Annotated in this window: 21 protein-coding genes; 13 read left to right on the top strand and 8 right to left on the bottom strand. The window is 57.9% G+C overall.

What is annotated here, in order from left to right; translation table 11 throughout:
• The first annotated feature begins 386 nt into the window (after nucleotides 1-386).
• Nucleotides 387-1,610, top strand: a complete 1,224-nt coding sequence (locus C2U68_RS16390) for an exo-alpha-sialidase (RefSeq protein WP_140913549.1) — start codon at nucleotides 387-389, stop codon at nucleotides 1,608-1,610.
• A gap of 70 nt (nucleotides 1,611-1,680) precedes the next feature.
• On the opposite strand, the gene C2U68_RS16395 is transcribed toward C2U68_RS16390, so the two are convergent.
• Genes C2U68_RS16395 through C2U68_RS16410 form a run of 4 tightly spaced genes read right to left on the bottom strand, consistent with a single transcriptional unit; the run spans nucleotide 1,681 to nucleotide 3,530 of the window.
• On the bottom strand, nucleotides 1,681-2,037 hold the full coding sequence (locus C2U68_RS16395; protein ID WP_140913550.1) for a YciI family protein: 357 nt from the start codon (nucleotides 2,035-2,037) through the stop codon (nucleotides 1,681-1,683).
• Nucleotides 2,034-2,549, bottom strand: a complete 516-nt coding sequence (locus C2U68_RS16400) for an SRPBCC family protein (RefSeq protein WP_140913551.1) — start codon at nucleotides 2,547-2,549, stop codon at nucleotides 2,034-2,036. Before C2U68_RS16400 ends, C2U68_RS16395 begins: the two co-directional genes overlap by 4 nt.
• Nucleotides 2,546-3,040: a VOC family protein gene (locus C2U68_RS16405; protein WP_140913552.1), complete on the bottom strand. Its 495-nt coding sequence runs from the start codon at nucleotides 3,038-3,040 to the stop codon at nucleotides 2,546-2,548. The genes C2U68_RS16400 and C2U68_RS16405 overlap by 4 nt, the downstream gene beginning before the upstream one ends.
• A 7-nt stretch (nucleotides 3,041-3,047) precedes the next feature.
• Nucleotides 3,048-3,530: a VOC family protein gene (locus C2U68_RS16410; RefSeq protein ID WP_140913553.1), complete on the bottom strand. Its 483-nt coding sequence runs from the start codon at nucleotides 3,528-3,530 to the stop codon at nucleotides 3,048-3,050.
• Between the two features lie 391 nt (nucleotides 3,531-3,921).
• Here C2U68_RS16410 and C2U68_RS16415 point away from each other — a divergent pair, with 391 nt between their 5' ends.
• The 3 genes from C2U68_RS16415 to C2U68_RS16425 all read left to right on the top strand — a co-directional run bounded on the left by C2U68_RS16415 (nucleotide 3,922) and on the right by C2U68_RS16425 (nucleotide 6,882).
• Nucleotides 3,922-5,202 carry an amidohydrolase family protein gene (locus tag C2U68_RS16415; protein ID WP_140913554.1) on the top strand — a complete coding sequence of 427 codons (1,281 nt, stop codon included), beginning with the start codon at nucleotides 3,922-3,924 and terminating at the stop codon, nucleotides 5,200-5,202.
• A 94-nt stretch (nucleotides 5,203-5,296) separates the two neighbouring features.
• On the top strand, nucleotides 5,297-5,899 hold the full coding sequence (locus C2U68_RS21275) for a VPLPA-CTERM sorting domain-containing protein (RefSeq protein WP_186289643.1): 603 nt from the start codon (nucleotides 5,297-5,299) through the stop codon (nucleotides 5,897-5,899).
• A gap of 167 nt (nucleotides 5,900-6,066) precedes the next feature.
• Nucleotides 6,067-6,882, top strand: coding sequence for a PP2C family protein-serine/threonine phosphatase (locus C2U68_RS16425; RefSeq protein WP_140913555.1), 816 nt, complete (start codon nucleotides 6,067-6,069; stop codon nucleotides 6,880-6,882).
• A 7-nt stretch (nucleotides 6,883-6,889) separates the two neighbouring features.
• Here C2U68_RS16425 and C2U68_RS16430 read toward each other — a convergent pair whose 3' ends face one another.
• Nucleotides 6,890-7,582 (bottom strand): FHA domain-containing protein, encoded by a 693-nt coding sequence (locus tag C2U68_RS16430; protein ID WP_140913556.1) that lies wholly within the window; start codon nucleotides 7,580-7,582, stop codon nucleotides 6,890-6,892.
• A 339-nt stretch (nucleotides 7,583-7,921) separates the two neighbouring features.
• Here C2U68_RS16430 and C2U68_RS21280 point away from each other — a divergent pair, with 339 nt between their 5' ends.
• Nucleotides 7,922-8,086, top strand: a complete 165-nt coding sequence (locus C2U68_RS21280) for a hypothetical protein (RefSeq protein ID WP_186289644.1) — start codon at nucleotides 7,922-7,924, stop codon at nucleotides 8,084-8,086.
• A 153-nt stretch (nucleotides 8,087-8,239) separates the two neighbouring features.
• Here the strand turns inward: C2U68_RS21280 and hemL are convergent, their stop codons facing one another.
• From hemL to gmk, 3 genes are all read right to left on the bottom strand, one after another.
• A complete protein-coding gene (hemL, locus tag C2U68_RS16435) occupies nucleotides 8,240-9,517 on the bottom strand; it encodes a glutamate-1-semialdehyde 2,1-aminomutase (RefSeq protein ID WP_140913557.1) in 1,278 nt (425 codons plus the stop codon).
• A 158-nt stretch (nucleotides 9,518-9,675) separates the two neighbouring features.
• Entirely contained in the window at nucleotides 9,676-10,140 is a 465-nt protein-coding gene (locus C2U68_RS16440; RefSeq protein ID WP_140913558.1) for a hypothetical protein, read from the bottom strand.
• 23 nt (nucleotides 10,141-10,163) lie between these two features.
• Nucleotides 10,164-10,778, bottom strand: a complete 615-nt coding sequence (gene gmk / locus C2U68_RS16445) for a guanylate kinase (protein WP_140913559.1) — start codon at nucleotides 10,776-10,778, stop codon at nucleotides 10,164-10,166.
• A 118-nt stretch (nucleotides 10,779-10,896) separates the two neighbouring features.
• Here gmk and dnaA point away from each other — a divergent pair, with 118 nt between their 5' ends.
• The 8 genes from dnaA to C2U68_RS16485 all read left to right on the top strand — a co-directional run bounded on the left by dnaA (nucleotide 10,897) and on the right by C2U68_RS16485 (nucleotide 17,405).
• Nucleotides 10,897-12,213: a chromosomal replication initiator protein DnaA gene (gene dnaA, locus C2U68_RS16450; RefSeq protein WP_140913560.1), complete on the top strand. Its 1,317-nt coding sequence runs from the start codon at nucleotides 10,897-10,899 to the stop codon at nucleotides 12,211-12,213.
• A 37-nt stretch (nucleotides 12,214-12,250) separates the two neighbouring features.
• Nucleotides 12,251-12,433: a hypothetical protein gene (locus tag C2U68_RS16455; RefSeq protein WP_140913561.1), complete on the top strand. Its 183-nt coding sequence runs from the start codon at nucleotides 12,251-12,253 to the stop codon at nucleotides 12,431-12,433.
• Between the two features lie 91 nt (nucleotides 12,434-12,524).
• Nucleotides 12,525-13,331, top strand: a complete 807-nt coding sequence (locus tag C2U68_RS16460; RefSeq protein WP_140913562.1) for an ABC transporter substrate-binding protein — start codon at nucleotides 12,525-12,527, stop codon at nucleotides 13,329-13,331.
• A gap of 104 nt (nucleotides 13,332-13,435) precedes the next feature.
• On the top strand, nucleotides 13,436-14,743 hold the full coding sequence (locus tag C2U68_RS16465) for a DUF3422 family protein (protein WP_260839376.1): 1,308 nt from the start codon (nucleotides 13,436-13,438) through the stop codon (nucleotides 14,741-14,743).
• 117 nt (nucleotides 14,744-14,860) lie between these two features.
• On the top strand, nucleotides 14,861-15,310 hold the full coding sequence (locus tag C2U68_RS16470; protein ID WP_140913564.1) for a hypothetical protein: 450 nt from the start codon (nucleotides 14,861-14,863) through the stop codon (nucleotides 15,308-15,310).
• 338 nt (nucleotides 15,311-15,648) lie between these two features.
• Nucleotides 15,649-16,320, top strand: coding sequence for a TVP38/TMEM64 family protein (locus C2U68_RS16475; protein WP_140913565.1), 672 nt, complete (start codon nucleotides 15,649-15,651; stop codon nucleotides 16,318-16,320).
• A 247-nt stretch (nucleotides 16,321-16,567) separates the two neighbouring features.
• Nucleotides 16,568-17,020, top strand: a complete 453-nt coding sequence (locus C2U68_RS16480; RefSeq protein WP_140913566.1) for a TerB family tellurite resistance protein — start codon at nucleotides 16,568-16,570, stop codon at nucleotides 17,018-17,020.
• Between the two features lie 28 nt (nucleotides 17,021-17,048).
• Nucleotides 17,049-17,405 carry a hypothetical protein gene (locus C2U68_RS16485; RefSeq protein WP_140913567.1) on the top strand — a complete coding sequence of 119 codons (357 nt, stop codon included), beginning with the start codon at nucleotides 17,049-17,051 and terminating at the stop codon, nucleotides 17,403-17,405.
• The last annotated feature ends 16 nt before the right edge of the window (nucleotides 17,406-17,421 follow it).

Consider the following 17,421-nt stretch of genomic DNA (forward strand, 5'->3'; position numbering starts at 1 on the left):
GTGAATCGATTGCAGCATGCACCGCCGGCACCGAGGCCGTCAAGTTGGGGCGAGAACTGCTGAGCCTTGCTCTCGATATCATTCGACCGGACAGCCACTCAGCGGGTGCGGCGGCAAACGCCAATTCGGCTCCGGCATCAGCCGAGTTGTTGTCGGGCTGCGACAAAGCGACAATGCCAACGCCTTTCCGATGCGGGGTTCAGTGCGGACAGACGCGATTTGGCGTATAAACACCCAATCGGCGGTTCCAGGATGACCGCCCAATTCGACATTCGCATTATGCCGGATATGGCGTAGTGCTAATCTACCGTTCCCGATTCCTAAGCCGCGCCGGTGGCTCGATTCGGGTGGAATATTAATCCGGCAGCGATGCAGAGGCATTAGGTATGAACATATTCAAGCGGGCGGAAACAACCCGATTTGCAGTCCTGGTTTTGCTGGCGAGCGCTAGTTCCGCGGCCCTCGCCGACCGGCCGATGCCGTGGCGGGAACTGACCGTGCCGGCGGCCGATAATAGCCAACAACACCATCTGGAAAAAACCGCGGCCGGGGAACTGATCCTGAGTTGGGTCGAAGTCGACGGCCGGGCCAGCACCGCCAAATTTGCGGTGCTGGAAAAATCCGGCTGGAGCCTGCCGTTAACGGTAACCCGCGAGGACGGCAAACTGGCCGATCCGCCGGTGGTGCTGGGTTTGAGCGACGGCAGTCTGGCCGCGGCCTGGATGCCGTATCCGAAGGAGTCGGCGGACCGCTACGCTGCGGATATTTACCTGGCGCGCTCGATCGACGGCGGCCTGAGCTGGAGCGCGCCGCTGAAACCCTACGGCGAGGCGGCACGGATCTACGACGCGCAAATGTCGCTGGCGGCTCTGCCGGGCGCGCGTCTGGCGTTGGTCTGGACCGATATGCGCTTCGCCAGCCACGCTCCGGACGCCGATAAAAAAGCCAACCGTTACCAGTTGATGTCGACGGTGGTCGCCAAAGAGTGGCAGGCCAGCCCCGAGCGGATTCTGGACAACGACGTTTGTTCCTGCTGCCGCAGCTACACCGCGGCACTGGGCGAACGCTTGCTAACGGTGTACCGCGACCATGCCGCCGGCGAAATCCGCGATATCAGCGCAGTGCGCTGGCAACCGGCTAACGCAACGCCGCAAATCGGCGGCGTCCACGCCGACGGCTGGGTGATCGGCGGTTGCCCGAGCAACGGGCCGTCGGTCGATCTGGCGCCGACCAATGCGGTGGTGGCCTGGTTCAGCGCCGCCGACGGCAAGGGCCGAGTCAAGGCGGCGTTCTCGCACGACGGCGGCGAAACGTTCCGGGCGCCTATCGAATTGGATGCCGACGCCAGCGGTTACGCCAACGCCGTGTTGCTGGAAGACGGTTCGGCACTGGTCAGTTGGCGCGGCCGGCAGGGGCCGGACGACGAGTTACGCGTCGCCAGGCTCGGCGAGGACGGTAAAATCAGCCGGCGCACCACGCTCTACCGCGGCGGCTTTCCGAAATGGCCCAGCAAGTATCTGGCGACGCAAGTAATCGGCAACCAAGCCTACGTGGCCTGGACCGATCCGGCTCTGAAGCGGGTACGACTGGCCGTGGTCGAATTGAATTGAGCCGGCACCGGTTTCCACTCGCGGCTAAAGCCTAAGTTGCCGGCAGCTCCGAGGCTACGCTTCGGCTAAATCACGACCCCGGCAAACCGTCCAATTCGATCAACGGCCGGACCTCTACAGTGCCCTTGCGCGCCATCGGGATGCGTTCCGCCGCGGCCAGCGCTTGATCCAGGTCCGGCACGTCGATCAGGTAATAGCCGCCGAGTTGCTCGCGAGTTTCGGCAAACGGACCGTCCGTGATCAGAAGCTTGCCGTCCCGCACCCGGACGCTGGTCGCCAGCGCGGTCGGTTGCAATGGGCTGGCGGCGACGAATTGGCCTTTGGCCGCCAAATCCTGCGCCAGTTGGCGCGATTCGTCGTAACAGGCTTGGCGTTCGGCTTCGGCCAGGTTTTGTTCTTCAAAATAGATCAATAGCAGATATTTCAAGTTACCTCCTCCGCTTGGCGATTCTTCAGATAAGCCAGCATTTGCTCCAGCGCCTTGCCCCAGCCTGCCTCGAAGCCCAGCGCCGCGTGTTGCTCGCGGCCGGCGGGGTCGGCGTGCAGTACGGTGGCTCGATACAACGTGCCTTGCGGGTGGTCGCTCAACTCGATGATACCGGTCATCGCAAAATCGCCGCAGGCTGCGGCATTACCGGAGCCGAACGGTTTGGGCCGGAAGCCGGGCAGCAGCGTATTGGTCCAGACCAAACGCCGGTGTTCGACGATTTCCAGGTAGCAGCCGGCATGCGGAAACTCGGCACCTTCCGGCGAGCGCATCGTGGTCAAAAAGGCGCCGCCGGGTTTCAAGTCGATTTCGCAGGCTACGGTCTGCCAAGGCAGCGGGCAAAACCACGGCATCAGGTGTTCCGGCACGGTCCAGGCCTGCCAGATTTGTGCTCTGGGCAGGTCGACGCTACGTTCGAATACCAGGTCGAGTTGCGGGTCGAATAAGGTCATTTGCTGTCTCCTAAAAAAAGCCAGGCCGCGGCGGCCTGTTCCAACGCGGCGATATCGATCTTGCGCATTTGCAGCATCGCTTGCATCACCCGCCCGGCCTTGGCCGGATCGGGATCGCCGAGCAAGCGGCCGAGCGCGGTCGGTACGATTTGCCAAGGTACGCCGAAGCGGTCGGCCAGCCAGCCGCATTGGTTGGGTTGGCCGCCCTCGGACAGTTTGTCCCAGTAGTAGTCGACTTCGTCCTGGGTTTCGCAATTGACGACAAACGATACCGCTTGATTGAAACCGAATGCCGGGCCGCCGTTCAACGCGACGAATTCCTGGCCGTTCAGGACAAAGCCGGCGGTCATCAGCGTGCCTTCCGGCAATGGCGCGCCGGCCGGGTAACGGCTGAGGTTCAGGACTTTGCCGTCCTTGAATACCGACAGGTAGAAATTCATGGCCGGTTCGGCCTGGTCGTCAAACCAGAGACACGGGGTAATCGTTGCCATGGTTGCCTCAAGCGCAATCGCCGCCGGCGGCGAGCAACTCATCCATCTTCGCTTGAAATTCGCTGCCGTCGACATCGGCGACGTGGGTCGCCAACATCCATTGGTGGCCGAACGGGTCGCTAACCACCGCCATCCGGTCGCCCCAGAATTGATCGGCTGGTTCCATTACCGGCGTGGCGCCGGCCGCCACGGCCTGGGCAAATCCGGCATCGACGTCGTTGAGATACATGTGCAGTTTGACCGGGGTACCGCCCAACTTGTGCGGCGAGGCCGAGCCGGCATTCGGGTATTCGTCGGAAATCATGAAATGCGATACGCCGATGGTGAATTCGGCATGGCCGATTTTGTCGCCGGGCATAAGCAGGCGCATGATTTCGACGGCGCCGAACGCCTGCTGGTAAAACGCCAATGCGGCGGCGGCATCGTCGACGGTCAGATAAGGTGTGACGCTTTGGTAGCCTTCGGGGATCGGTTTGATGGGTGAGTTCATCGTTTGCTCCTGTGTCGTAAATGAAAGGGTTCGCCAGCTAGTCGAACGGCAAACCCGGAAATCGACAAACACCAACGATATTTTTCCTCCTGGGGTTCCGTCCGGCCCAATGCCCGCCGCCCAAGCCAATCCGGGCCGGTTAGTCCAGACCGCCGTCCTGTCAATCAAGCTCGCAGTCATTCCGCCCATTTAATCCGTTTGCCATAACAAAGACTCCGTTGCGCATAAAACCGGGCGCGGTTAAACCGATACCATACGCACCGGCCCAGCCAGCAAATATTGCCTGATAACACAATGACTTAGTTGATCATGTACTGCGTTTGGCGATGCGGCGGGCCGAGCCGGTTTTTTATTTCGGACATAACTACAACTCACGCGACAAGGACACCTTATGCCACGCCCCCAAAGATCGTTTACCTTGAATACCCTGGCTTTGGCCGTATTGGCCGCCTCCTGCCCGAGCTTCGCCGCCACCGCTCCGGTATCCTGCAAATTAATCAGCGCTGCCCGTCTGTTCGACGGCAACGAAGTGCAATTCAACAAAAGCGTGCTGGTGGTCGGCGACAAAGTAAAGGCTGTCGGCGATTACGCCAGCCTGAGCGGCCAATGCGCGACCCGTTACAACCTGGGCGACGCGACGATTCTGCCGGGCTTCATCGAGTCGCACGCCCACGTCACGTTTCAGAACGTCAGCAAGGACAAAATCCTCGAGCACGGCATTACCACCGTGCAGGATACCGGCGGCCCGTTGCTGCCTCCCCAAGGCGGCAACGGCAGCCTGCGCCTGCTGAGCACCGGGCCGATTCTGCAAGCGCAGGGCGGTTATCCGCTGAATGTGTTCACCCCGGACGATACCGGCGGCGGTTACGACAAGGTTGGTTTGGCCATCGCCGCCAATGCCACGGAAAGCCAAGTCAGAGCCATCGTGCAAAATCTGGTGGCCGGCGGCGCCTCGGCGATCAAGATCGCATTGGAGCCGGGCGGCGAAGCCGGTGCGCCGTGGATGATGTCGCACGGCCACGGCGAGGTGCCGGCCGCACCCTGGCCGGTATTGTCGCAGCAGCAAGTGGCCTGGATCGTCAGCGAAGCGCATAACCACGGCAAGCGGGTACTGGCTCACGTCGGCGAAAACAGCGGTTTCGAGCTTGCCTACGCGGCCGGCGTCGACATGTTGGCTCATATGCCGTGTTCTGCGCTCAACGCCGAATTGCTGCATTCCGCGGTACACGACGGCATGGAATTCATGACCACGATCGATACCTTGGCCTCGTGCGGCGCCGGCCTCTACCAAAACGCCCATACGGTGGGCCACGTGTACCAGGAACATGCCGGCGAAGGCTTGGCCTTCCCGCTGGTTTACGGCTCCGAAATCGCCCACGACAACGTGCCGTGGGGCATCAACGGCGAGGAATTGCATCTGATGTTGCACATGGGCAGCGGCGATTCGATCGATTTCAGCGACGTACTGAACGTATTGCGCTCGGCCACCTCGGCCGCCGCCGCGCGTTTGGCCACCGGCATTCCCGGACTCGGCACGCTGTCGACCAACGCCCCGGCCGATTTGATTGCGGTCAAGGGCAATGCGCTGGAGCGCTTCAAACTGCTGGAATACCCGGATCTGGTCATGTCCGGCGGCAAACTGGTGGTGAATAAATTCTCGCCGACCCGCTAACCGTCGCGCTAGCGACTACCCGTCGGCGCAGCGCCATCGCGGCGGCGGGTATGTACCGGTTTCCATTCTTTAATCGCTTTTATCCGATACGGCCATGAAAAAACTTCATCTCGCATTATTTTGTTTCGCTTTATCCATTCTGAAGGTCGGCAACGCCGATGCCGCCATTTTGAGTTTCGACGACGTGACCGCCGATGCGGAAGCAGCGATCGCCGACGGCTACGCCGGGTTGAATTGGTCCAATTTCTGGGTGCAGAACCCGCAATTGGCCCAGGTCGCGGATTTCGATTCCGGCTTTTACCACGGCGTGGTATCGGCGGACTATTCGGCCTTCAACGCCGACGGCGGCCCGGCCAGTATTCGCTCGAACAGCTTGTTCGATTTCCGCTCTGCATATTTCGCTGCCGCTTCGCGCTGGGGCATGCAGATCACTGCCAGCGGTTACCGGAACGGCGACCTGCTTTACCAACAGCAATTGCTGGTCAACACCGACGCCGCACAGTTGTTCAACCTGAACTTTGCCGGCATCGATACTTTGGAGTTCGTTGCCAGCGGCGGCGAGGACTATCTCGGCGCCGGTTTCCATTTCACGCTGGACAACGCAGACATCGCGGCACCGGTGCCGTTACCGGCGGCAGTGTGGCTGTTCGGTGCCGGCTTGGCCGGACTAATGGGTTTGCAGCGACGTAGCGCATAGATTGCTGACGATTCCGTACAAACTGAAACCGCCTGCGGGCGGTTTTTTTATGCGGCTTGCTGGCGTTGGGGCCGGCAATTCGGCGCCTCGACCTTGACAATTGGGCCGGTTACGGCCACTTTTCGCTAGCGCAGTTCGATAAATTGCCCGTTCTGAAGGATACCGCCATGCCGGCCGCACCCATTTTCAACCGTTACTTCGTTTATGGCGCCAGCGACCGGGGCCGAGTACGCGAGATTAACGAAGACACCATCCTGCTCAGTCCTGAAACCGGGATCTGTTTGCTGGCGGACGGCATGGGCGGGCATGGCCGCGGCGATATTGCCAGCCAGCAGACCGTCGCCGAGGTCGAGCGTCTGATCGCCCGCCATCTGCCGCCCGTGCCCGCCAGCCGAACGCCGGCTTGGCTGGGCCGCTGGTTCAAGTCGGCCGAACCGTCCGATCCCCATCTGCCGGCGCGGCAACTCGATTTGCTGGCGGACCTGCTCCGCGAAGCCAACCGTACGCTTTACCGACGCAACTGCGAACGGGGAGCCGCCGACGGTAGCGGTTGCGGCACGACCTTGGTCGGCTGCCGGCTTCTGCCCGACTTAGCGGCGATGCAGATATTTCACATCGGCGACAGCCGTTTGTACCTCTGGCGCGGCGATGCGTTACAGGCCTTGACCGCCGACCACTCGTTGCTGCGGCAGTGGCAGGATGCCGGCCGAATCGGCGAACCGCCGCCCGGCAACCGCTTATACCAAGCTATCGGCCCCAATCCGGCAATCGAGCCGGAAACCCAAGTGGTTGAGATAGCTCCCGGCGACGGCTTTTTATTGTGTTCGGACGGTTTGACCGGCATGTTGGGGGACGCTGAAATCGCGGCCTTGCTGGCGGGTCTGAGCCCGGCAAATCTGGAAGCAAAAACCCTGGCTTTAATTGCCGCCGCCAATGCCGCCGGCGGTAAAGACAATATCTCGGTGATATTGATCTGCCAGTAATGCCGTTCTATTGCTCGACGTATTTCATCAATACTTTTTTCACCAGAATATTGTCGTCGTGAACCAGACGAACTTGCTGGCCGACTTCGCGGCCGTTCAGGCGGATGTGTTTGTCGACGACGGGCGTCAGGTAATAGTGGTCGCCGAGGCGGATGATTTCTGCGATCAGTTTCGGCGTAAACCAACCGCCCACCCGCACGTTACACTGCGGGCCTTTGCCTATCGTGTAGTAATCCTTGTTCAACAACAATTTATTGATATTGCGTGCCTCGCCGTGCATCAGCAAGGCCTGGTTGCCGGGCCGAGCAGCCGCTGCGGGCTGGCTCGAACCGGTCGCCGGGTTGACCAGCAACGTGCGGTCGAAATCGTCTAATTGGGCGGAGAGGGCCGGGTTCAGGCCTGGCGCCGTGGGTTGGTCCACAAATTTCAAATCATGCTTGCCGACGGTAACGACGTCGCCGAAACGAAGTTTGTGCCGGCCGGCAATCTTGGTCCCGTTCAAATAAGTGCCGTTGGTGCTGTTCATGTCCTCCAGCCACCATTCGCCGTCTTGGCGGGAAATCGCCGCATGCACCAGCGATACACCCTTGTTGCCGATATACACCTGGTTATAGGTCGCCCGGCCGATACTGCAGGCCTGATCGCCGATCTCGACTACGTTTTGCAGCGAGCTGTTGAAATAAATCTCGACAAAACTCATAGCTCCACCCCCGCGCTGAAATTGGTCACCCGCACAAGTATTGGCCGGAGCGGTCAAAAAGTCATGAATTAATTCGGTTTGGCTGGCCTGGAAAAGCGCGTCGTCCGAGATTTGGACGCCGAGAAACCTGAGCGGGCGTACAAATATCGGCCGGCGATTTTACTTTCCTTACCGCCAAGCCTTGCCAAATTCGGCGTGAAATCGTATTAGTCGCGGCACAATGGCGCTCGAAAATCGGCAGCGCTATTGAAAAACCGGGATGGCGCCTCCATGTTACCGGGCCGGCCCCCCAGATCGGGCTGATTAGCCTTAAAGATTCAGACTTAACGGAGAAAATGTATGTTGAAGAAATGCCCTCATTGCAACCGTGTCAGCGACACCGACGATTTTTGTACGTTGCATGGTAAGGCTCGGGTCACGATGAAACCGGTGATCGATTTCAAATCCACGGCCATTCAAGAGCCTAAGGTACAAAAGACTGCAACGGACCAGGATCTGCTCTAATCCGGCCAAAACCGACGGCGGGCGGCTCTTCCGACGGCCATTCGGCCTGGAGCCGCCTGCGATCTCTGATCCCGGCCGCAGAATTCGACCGGCCGCCAGCAACTCCCCCCGCTTTCTTATCCGCCGCCGATTCCGCTCAGGCGGACTACCGGCCTAAACCTTAAAGACCGTGGTGGCGGCCTCTACGGTAGCCTGCAAATCTTGATCGGTATGCGCCGCCGAAACAAACCCTGCCTCGAACGCCGACGGCGCCAGATACACGCCCTGATCCAGCATCGCATGGAAAAAACGTTTGAAGCGCTCGACATCGCAGGCCATGACCTGGGCGAAGCGGGTGATGGATTTTTCGGGGCTGAAGAACAGGCCGAACATGCCGCCGACCTGGTTGGTGGTGAACGGGATGCCGGCTTGGTCGGCGGCGGTTTGCAGGCCTTGCAGCAGTTTGGCGGTTTTGGCGGCCAAGGCGTCGTAAAAACCCGGCGCGGAAATCAGTTCCAGGGTTTTCAGGCCGGCGGCCATTGCCACCGGGCAGCCGGACAGGGTGCCGGCCTGATAAACCGGGCCGAGCGGGGCGAGGTATTCCATGATCTTGCGGCTGCCGCCGAAGGCGCCGACCGGCAAGCCGCCGCCGATGATTTTGCCTAGCGTGGTCAGGTCCGGTTTTATGCCGTACAGGCCTTGTGCGCCTTGCAGGCCGACGCGGAAGCCGGTCATGACTTCGTCGAAAATCAATACGCTGCCGTAGCGATCGCAGACCTCGCGCAGGGTTTGCAGAAAGCCCGGCTCTGGCGGGATGCAGTTCATGTTGCCGGCCACCGGCTCGACGATGATGCAGGCGATTTGCTCGCCAAGTTCGGCGAAGGTTTGTGTGACCGCGTCGCTGTCGTTGTAAGCCAGGGTGATGGTGTCGGCGGCCAGTGCGGCGGGGACGCCGGGCGAGCTGGGTACACCCAGCGTTAATGCGCCGGAGCCGGCCTTGACCAGCAACGAATCGGAATGGCCGTGATAGCAGCCTTCGAATTTGACGATTTTGTCCCGGCCGGTGTAACCGCGCGCCAGCCGCAGGGCGCTCATCGTCGCTTCGGTGCCGGAGCTGACCATGCGCACCATGTCGATCGACGGCAGCAGCTCACAGACTTTTTGCGCCATCACGGTTTCGATTTCGGTCGGCGCGCCGAAGCTGAGGCCTTTTTCGGCGGACACTTTGACGGCGTCGATCACCGCCGGATGGGCGTGGCCCAAGATCATCGGCCCCCAGGAGCCGACGTAATCGATATAGCGCTTGCCTTCGCTGTCCCAGACGTAGGCGCCCTGGGCGCGGTCGAAGTAAACCGGGGTGCCGCCGACGCCTTTGAAGGCGCGTACCGGCGAGTTGACTCCGCCGGGAATGACTTGTTGGGCTTGGGAGAATAGTTCGCTGGATAGTGTCATGGTCTGTGCAATCGGATTGAAGTTGATCGAGCCTGAAGCGCGAGGCTGGCGGGAGCGTTTCCGGGAGCGCCGGCCGAGCTGCCCGGTCAGGGCAGCCGGAGCGAATCGGGCCGCCGGGGCCGGCGGTGTTGCCGGACGCGCCCGCGGCCCGTTTGCCGTTAGTTGGCGGAATTATCCGAAGGTTTGCCGAACAAATGCGGTCCTTTCGGCTGCGGTTTGCTTTGCAAGCAGAAATACGCGGCAGCGTCGAATTTGATGCCCAGGGTCTGGGTATCTTCGTGGTCCTCGATATATTTTTCGGCGTCGATTTCCGACAGGTCTTTCATAATGTGCTCGGCGATGCAATCGCAGGTTTGCTTGAACCGCGGCTCGTCGACGTCTTTATTGACCGAGTTTTTCAACTCGCGCTCGACGCATTTGGCCGAGAACTCCTTTTCGAATTGGCGTTTTTCCGCACCGCTGGCTTCGCCGGTGTCGTCGCGGTGTACGGATTTTTTCAAGGCGCCGGTTTTGGCGGCTTTCGGGGCTTCTGCTTCGGCTTTGTCATCGGAGCAGGCCGACAGCAGTAATAGGACAGGAAGCAAGGCGAGGGCGAGGGCCCGTTTCAACGAGTTGTTTTTCATGATGTGTGCTGTCTGATTTGGTTTTAGTTGAGTAAGTCCTGTAACAACGGGGCCAGCGTTTGCTGCTGGCTATCCTGGCGCAAGCGATTGGCGACGATGATGCTCTTCAACTGGCGCAAGGCCAGTTCGAAATCGTCGTTGACGATCAGGTAATCGAACTCCGGATAATGGCTCATTTCGGTTACCGCGTCGCGCATGCGCCGGGCGATGACCTCGGCATTGTCCTGGCCGCGGTTTTGCAGGCGTTCGCGCAGTATTTCGATCGACGGCGGCAAGATAAAGATCGATTGACTGGCCGGCAGCATACGCCGCACCTGCTGCGCACCCTGCCAGTCGATTTCCAGAATCACGTCCAGGCCGGACGCCAGATTGTCCTGCACCGTCTGTTGCGCCGTACCGTAAAAGTTGTCGAACACTTGTGCGTGTTCCAGAAACGCCTGGTTTTCGATCATGGTTTTGAATTCAGCGACCGAGACGAAAAAGTAATCGGTACCGTGACGCTCGCCGCTACGCATCGGCCGCGTGGTATGCGAGACCGACACCGTCAATCCGTCCAGTTCGGTAAACAGCTGTTTGACCAAGCTGGTTTTACCGGCGCCGGACGGTGCGGAAATGATATAAAGTCTGCCCGTAGTCATTTATTTATTCAGGGTTATCCATGCGGCCGCCATTCTTTTCTGATAACGCCTAAGAGTCAAGCCCCGCCGCGTGCTGTGGTATGATGCAAGGCCTTTCTCTGCCCCTTCTTTAACGCCGATGAGTGTGATTTGGAACAACTGCCTGGCCAAACTGGAACATGAAATCCCGAGCGCGGATTTCAGTACCTGGATCAGGCCGCTGCAAGCTGTGGAGTCCGACAGCCAACTGAAGTTGCTCGCCCCCAACCGTTTCATTATCGACCATATCAAACAACACTTTTTTTCGATCATCGAAGACGCGGTCAACGAATTCTCGAATGCGACGCTGTCTGTCCATTTCGAGATCGGCTCCAAGAAAGCGCCGGCCATCAAAGCGCCGACCTTGAGCAAGAGTTCGACCCAGAAAAAGAACCAGCCCAATTTTCTGAACAAGGCCTTCACCTTCGAGAGCTTCGTCGAAGGTAAATCCAACCAGTTGGCGCGGGCGGCATCGGTCACGGTATCGGACAATATCGGCAAGGTCTACAACCCGCTGTTCATCTACGGCAGCTCCGGCCTGGGCAAAACCCATTTGATGCATGCCATCGGCAACGCGGTACTGCTGAAAAAACCGGATGCCAACATCGTCTACCTGCACTCGGAAAAATTCGTGCAGGACATGGTCAAGGCTCTGCAACAGAACAGCATCAACCAGTTTAAAGAGTACTACCGCAGCATCGACATCTTGTTGATGGACGACATCCAGTTTCTGGCCGGCAAGGAGCGCTCGCAGGAGGAGTTTTTCCATACCTTCAACAATCTGCTGGATAACAAGCACCAGGTGGTACTGACCTGCGACAAATACCCGAAGGAAATCGACGGCCTGGAAGACCGGCTGAAATCGCGCTTCGGCTGGGGCTTGCCGGTGGCGATCGAGCCGCCGGACTTGGAAACCCGCACCGCGATTCTGATTAAAAAAGCCTTGCAGGTCGGCGTCGAGCTGGATCAGGAAATCGCTTTTTTCATCGCCAAACGCATTCCGTCCAACGTGCGTGACCTGGAAGGCGCGCTGCGGCGGGTGGTGGCCAACTCCCAGTTCACCGGCCGCGAAATCACGCTGGAATTCACCAAGGAAGCGCTGCACGATTTGATCAGTCTGCAGGACAAACTGATCAGCATCGACAACATCCAGAAAACCGTGGCGGAGTACTTCAAGATTCGGGTCGCCGATTTGTCGTCGAAAAACCGTAAGCAATCGATCACCCGGCCGCGCCAAGTAGCGATGAGCCTGGCGCGCGAGTTGACTTCGCACAGCTATCCGGAAATTGGCGACGCTTTCGGCGGCCGCGACCATACCACCGTGATCAACGCCTGCAAACGCATCGCCGAACTAAAGGAGGAGGACGTGAAAATGGCCGAAGACTACAAAAACCTGCTGCGGACCTTATCGCATTGATCGGTCCTGACCCGCTTTCCCCGCTGTTGGCTACACCTTGAAACACCATCTACTCAGTGCCGCGATTTTTCTGGCCGCAACCTTGCTTTATCTGGTAGGTTATTCCAAAACCAGCGCTGCCGCGGCGATCGCCGGAGGCGTATTCGAAGCTTGGTTTTGGCTCAGAATGTTCGAACAGCCGCAGAGCGACGATATCGACCCGGCGAACCGATCAAATTAGCCTCAGCCCGGCTACGAGCGCCTCGATCCGCGCTCATGGAAAACGGCGGAAAGGACCGACTAAGCGATAAGGAACAGATCAAGGATTCAACATGAACGGCCCGCAACGCATCGTCTGTTTGACCGGCGAAACCACGGAAGTGCTTTATTTGCTGAACCAGCAATGGCGGATTGCCGGCATCTCCGGTTACACCACCCGCCCGGCCGCAGCACGTAAAGAAAAACCCAAAGTCGCTGCCTTCACCTCGGCCAACATCGGCAAGATTCTGGCATTGAATCCCGATTTAGTGTTGACCTGCACCAATCTGCAGGCCGACATCGCCGCAGCGCTGATCAAAGCCGGCATCGAAGTGCATGCCTTCAACCAGCGTTCGTTAGCCGGCATCCTGCAAATGGTTTCCACGCTCGGCGCACTGGTCGATGCCGCCGAAGCCGCCGCCACATTGCGTGCCGAGTTAGAGCGGCAGATCGCCTCGGCCCGCGCCGCAGCCGAATCGATGGCTGTCAGGCCGAAAATTTATTTCGAGGAATGGAATGAGCCTCTGATTAGCGGCATCGGTTGGGTTTCGGAGATTGTCGAACTGGCCGGCGGCAACGATTGCTTTGCCGAGCTGGCCGGTCAGGCCTCGGCCAAAGGCCGGATCATTGACGACCCGAATCGGGTCGTCGAGCGCCAACCCGACATCATCCTCGGCTCTTGGTGCGGCAAGAAATTCCGCCCGGAACAGCTTGCCGGCCGCCCCGGCTGGGACCTTATTCCGGCAGTACGCGACGGCTTCGTCCGCGAAATCAAATCGGCCGACATCCTGCAACCCGGCCCCGCGGTGTTGCAGCACGGCCTGCGGCAGATGCAGCACATCGTCCGGCAATGGTCGGCATGGCAGGCGGCACATGGTTAAACCAGCCGGCACGACAAATCCAAAACCATACTCGACCCGCTGCCGCAGCGTTACGTTTTGCTGCGGTATGGCGGCATATCTTTCAGACTTTTAATCGACGTCCCGTGGCTACTTTATTTCAAATTCCGCCGAACCACCCGCAACGCTTCGTCCTGCATAACGAAGTCCATGCCCGCGCCTCATCGATTCGCAGCCTGCCGGTACGGGCCAGCTACCTGGCCTTGGCGCTGTCCGGCGAGGAAAAGCTGCGCGAACGCCAGCATCTGATCGCGCTGTGCCAACGCTACGGCGCCGCCGCGCCAGACCACGACGCCGACCATTTCAGCGCCGGCTTCGACGCGTTTCAGATGAGTTGGGAACAGCACGGGGAATTCAGCACCTACACCTTTTATGCCTACGACGGCGAGAGCGAACCGTTTGCCGAACCGGCCTTAAAAAAAGTCCCGGTGGACTGGCTGTCGAAAATCGCCGGCCAAACCATGGTGGCCGCCCATGCCTGCGTGGTGACGGCCGCCGACATCGATTACCAGGACGGCATGGATTTAAGCCCGCTGTCCGCCTATTTTGCCGGCAACCCGATCGTCGGCTCCAAGGTCACCGGCGGCGCGGCGTCGGTCTTCACCGATTTTCGGATCCACGTCGACGGCTTCAGCCGGTTCCTGGTCGTCGACCAAAACCTGAAAACCGCGCAAGCTGGCCGCCTGCTGCACCGCCTGTTCGACATCGAGGTTTACCGGGTACTGGCATTGCTGGCTTTTCCGATCGCCCGCAAACTCTATCCCGAATTAAAAAGGGCCGACCGCCAGTTATACGCAATCACTAACTCGATGACCCAGCCGGACGCCGACGACGCCAAATTGCTCGACGAACTGACCGCACTGGCCGCCGAGGTGGAAAACCACATTTCGTCGCACCAGTTCCGGTTCGCGGCGGCCAGCGCTTACTACCATCTGGTCGGCCAACGTCTGACTGATTTGCGCGAAGCCCGGATTCAAGGCATTCAAACCCTCGGCGAGTTCATCAAACGCCGCCTTGAGCCGGCAATGAACACCTGCGCCTCGACCTCGCACCGGTTCAACTTGGTTTCGGAACGGGTCAGCAACGCCAGCCAACTGTTGCGTACCAAAGTCGATATCATCATCGAACGCCAAAACCAGGGCTTGCTATCGTCGATGGCCTTGCGCGCCAAGATGCAACTACGTATGCAACAAACGGTCGAAGGGATTTCGATTGTGGCGATCGCATATTACGCCGCCAGTTTGGTCGGTAAAGTTGCCGAAGCCCTGCATAGCGCGGGCTGGCATGTGAACCCCGAAATTGCCGAGGGTATCGCTATCCCGTTTATTTTGATCGCGATCGGCATCGTCACCAAACGCATCCACCGCATTATTGAAAACACGACGGATTTGTAAATCATATTCCGCCGTCGCTTTGGAGTTTATTGGTTATTTTAACTGCGGCGACAAACCGCCGGCGTTACCCGGATTGAATCTAAATCGACCACATTACATCTTGAAACTAAACTAATAATGAAACTTCGCGTTATTCTAAAAAGATTCTCGCATCCGCAAGTTAGAAGGCGACTGAAAATCGGGTTGTCGCTTTGGGCGGCAGCCATCGTTTTAAGTTTGATTTCCAAAATATCCTACGATATCGGCTATTTCAAAGCCCAGTCGCTGATCGACGAAAAAAATGCGTCGAATCAGGTGGCACGGCAGCTTCTGACACCGGAGACTGCACAGCGCATTGTCACCGGCGCATTGAAGGAAGACCCCAATAACCCGAAAACCGTGGTAGTCCAGGTCACCGACAATAACCCGAAACTGTCGACAATCATTATCGAAAATAATAAGCAAAAAAGAATCGCCTGGATTATAGATTTACACTTGTATTTTACCGGCGACCTATATAGCGATAACGGCTACAATTTAACCCAATCCATGGAGTATCAAAATAATATTATTACCGGCCCACGTTAGATTGGGACCGCTTATGTATTTAACAGGTTGGTGAAAAACCATATTTCAGACGCTAATTTTGGTCAGCTTAATCAATATATAGTGTCTGCAGCATCATACTTCAACTAAATACAGACTGAGTCAGGGTCAAAAATGAGTTTTTCACCAACCTGTTAGGCCGAGTGCCGATTATAAAACCGATAGCCGACGCTACAATCAACCGCAGTAAGGCGAAACCCGGCCGATTGTCATACCCCGGTCATATCGCTATGTTTGGATAGCAGGCCAATTCCTGCGGCAGGTATTCCCCGGCCGATATTGGCTCAGCCGTCCCCTCAACCGGAACCCGATCCAAAAGCATGCGCACCCAGTCGACAATTCTCGCCATTTTGTTGGTAACCTTGCTGGGCATCGCCGCATTTCGACACGGTACGCCCGGATTGCAAGATATCGAACTCCACAAACAGGCCATCGGCCTTTTCATCGACAGCCATTACGGGGCGGCGGTCGTTTTATTCTTTTTGTTGTGCACGATTTTCATCAACTCACCGCTACCTTTGGCCGCGGCCATGAAAATCCTGTCCGGCTATTTTTTCGGGTTTTACCTGGGCGCGGTTTACAACGTCGGCGCAACGCTATTGGCATGTTTAATGGGATTTTGGCTGAGCCGTTACGCCCTCAGAAGCCGATTCGAGCGCTTGTTTTACAGCCGCCTGGAAGCCATCGAACACGAAATCGAACGCAACGGCTTGTATTATTTCCTTAGCCTGCGCGTCGCTATGGTGGTGCCCTATTTCCTGATCAACATCGTCGCCGGATTATCCAGACTATCGCTCAAGGATTATCTGCTCAGCACCTTGCTTGGCGTGGTGCCAGCCTCGTTGATTTATGCGAACGGCGGCGAACGGTTGGAACAGATCCGCTCCGCGGCCGACTTGTTCGAATGGCATACTGCCGGTTCGCTGGCGTTAATGGCAAGCGCCAGTCTGATCCCGGTATGGTTTCGGCGCAGCAGCCGCTACTCGGATTAGGCCGGCTGATACTGCCTTCAAGCCTTAGCCGCCGAGCGACTGGTGAAGCCGTTCTCAAATCATCGATCTTGGCGTTCAACATCCAACGGCGCCGGCCGACAGCCACAATTCAAGCAACAGGGGGCTTCTCCTGTCTAACGCCGGTGCCGGTAGACCCAACCCGCCGCCTCGTCGGATTCCCCGTTCCCGATTAACTTTTAGCCCGGTAACCTATACACACTTTTCAAACCCATTTTCACTATGACCGATGCTAGACCAAATTAAACTATTTTTTGAGAAACACCTCGCCCTGCCATTACCGGCGGCTGCCGCAGAAGCCCAACTTCAACAGGCCTTGGTTGCATTGTTCATGGAAATGATGACGATGGACGATGTTTGCCAGGAAACCGAGCGGACGGCGATTTTATCGCTCACCAAAAAATGTTTTTCGTTATCGACCGAACAGGCCGAGCATTTGATGGCAAATGCAGAACAAAAACGTCAACACGCGGTCGACTATTACGAATTTACCTCGCTGATCAACAAACGCTTCAGTCCCGGCGAAAAGGTCGGGTTGATACAATCGCTCTGGCAAATTGCCTATGCCGACGGCCAACTTGACCCACAAGAAGAATATCTGGTGCGGAAAATTGCAGATCTTTTGGGTGTCTCTCATACCGATTTTATAATGACCAAACTTCGGGTGAATGGCAAACCCTAAGTCCGCTCAAAACTTATCCGAATCACGCATGAAAAAGCAGAAGAAAAACAAAGACCTCTGGTTGAATCAAACTGATATCGAAGTCGGTTGCTTGTACCTGACGACCGCCCGGCAATACCGTGCGGTGTTGGCGATGAAGGGCGACTTCTTGATCTACGCGCCCAGTTCCGAAGCAATGGCAGCCTTAGCAGCGGATGCCAACATGCCGTTTGAAAATTCTCCGTTCAAAAAATGCCAAATCGCCACTTTCGCTCAGAAAGAATACCAAGCATTCGAATGGCAAGACACTCAAGCCATCCGCCACAAACTGACGGCCGACCAACTGGCCGAAGCGATTAGCCAGTGCAATGCCAAAGCCGCCATTGAGGTGTTATTGGCCGAGTAACCAACAGCGCCTTTAG

Origin of the sequence: Methylomonas koyamae (genome assembly GCF_006483455.1) — a bacterium.
GTDB classification, from domain to species: Bacteria; Pseudomonadota; Gammaproteobacteria; order Methylococcales; family Methylomonadaceae; genus Methylomonas; species Methylomonas koyamae_B.

What these genes read in the sequence shown, in the direction of transcription:
- C2U68_RS16425 (WP_140913555.1), top strand. Translation starts at nt 6,067, where the DNA reads ATGCCGGCCGCACCCATTTTCAACCGTTACTTCGTTTATGGCGCCAGC.
- C2U68_RS16475 (WP_140913565.1), top strand. Translation starts at nt 15,649, where the DNA reads ATGCGCACCCAGTCGACAATTCTCGCCATTTTGTTGGTAACCTTGCTG.
- C2U68_RS16400 (WP_140913551.1), bottom strand. Translation starts at nt 2,549, where the DNA reads ATGACCTTATTCGACCCGCAACTCGACCTGGTATTCGAACGTAGCGTC.
- C2U68_RS16485 (WP_140913567.1), top strand. Translation starts at nt 17,049, where the DNA reads ATGAAAAAGCAGAAGAAAAACAAAGACCTCTGGTTGAATCAAACTGAT.
- C2U68_RS16440 (WP_140913558.1), bottom strand. Translation starts at nt 10,140, where the DNA reads ATGAAAAACAACTCGTTGAAACGGGCCCTCGCCCTCGCCTTGCTTCCT.
- gmk (WP_140913559.1), bottom strand. Translation starts at nt 10,778, where the DNA reads ATGACTACGGGCAGACTTTATATCATTTCCGCACCGTCCGGCGCCGGT.
- C2U68_RS16410 (WP_140913553.1), bottom strand. Translation starts at nt 3,530, where the DNA reads ATGAACTCACCCATCAAACCGATCCCCGAAGGCTACCAAAGCGTCACA.
- C2U68_RS16405 (WP_140913552.1), bottom strand. Translation starts at nt 3,040, where the DNA reads ATGGCAACGATTACCCCGTGTCTCTGGTTTGACGACCAGGCCGAACCG.
- hemL (WP_140913557.1), bottom strand. Translation starts at nt 9,517, where the DNA reads ATGACACTATCCAGCGAACTATTCTCCCAAGCCCAACAAGTCATTCCC.
- C2U68_RS21275 (WP_186289643.1), top strand. Translation starts at nt 5,297, where the DNA reads ATGAAAAAACTTCATCTCGCATTATTTTGTTTCGCTTTATCCATTCTG.
- C2U68_RS16470 (WP_140913564.1), top strand. Translation starts at nt 14,861, where the DNA reads ATGAAACTTCGCGTTATTCTAAAAAGATTCTCGCATCCGCAAGTTAGA.
- C2U68_RS16430 (WP_140913556.1), bottom strand. Translation starts at nt 7,582, where the DNA reads ATGAGTTTTGTCGAGATTTATTTCAACAGCTCGCTGCAAAACGTAGTC.
- C2U68_RS16390 (WP_140913549.1), top strand. Translation starts at nt 387, where the DNA reads ATGAACATATTCAAGCGGGCGGAAACAACCCGATTTGCAGTCCTGGTT.
- C2U68_RS16480 (WP_140913566.1), top strand. Translation starts at nt 16,568, where the DNA reads ATGCTAGACCAAATTAAACTATTTTTTGAGAAACACCTCGCCCTGCCA.
- dnaA (WP_140913560.1), top strand. Translation starts at nt 10,897, where the DNA reads ATGAGTGTGATTTGGAACAACTGCCTGGCCAAACTGGAACATGAAATC.
- C2U68_RS16460 (WP_140913562.1), top strand. Translation starts at nt 12,525, where the DNA reads ATGAACGGCCCGCAACGCATCGTCTGTTTGACCGGCGAAACCACGGAA.
- C2U68_RS21280 (WP_186289644.1), top strand. Translation starts at nt 7,922, where the DNA reads ATGTTGAAGAAATGCCCTCATTGCAACCGTGTCAGCGACACCGACGAT.
- C2U68_RS16415 (WP_140913554.1), top strand. Translation starts at nt 3,922, where the DNA reads ATGCCACGCCCCCAAAGATCGTTTACCTTGAATACCCTGGCTTTGGCC.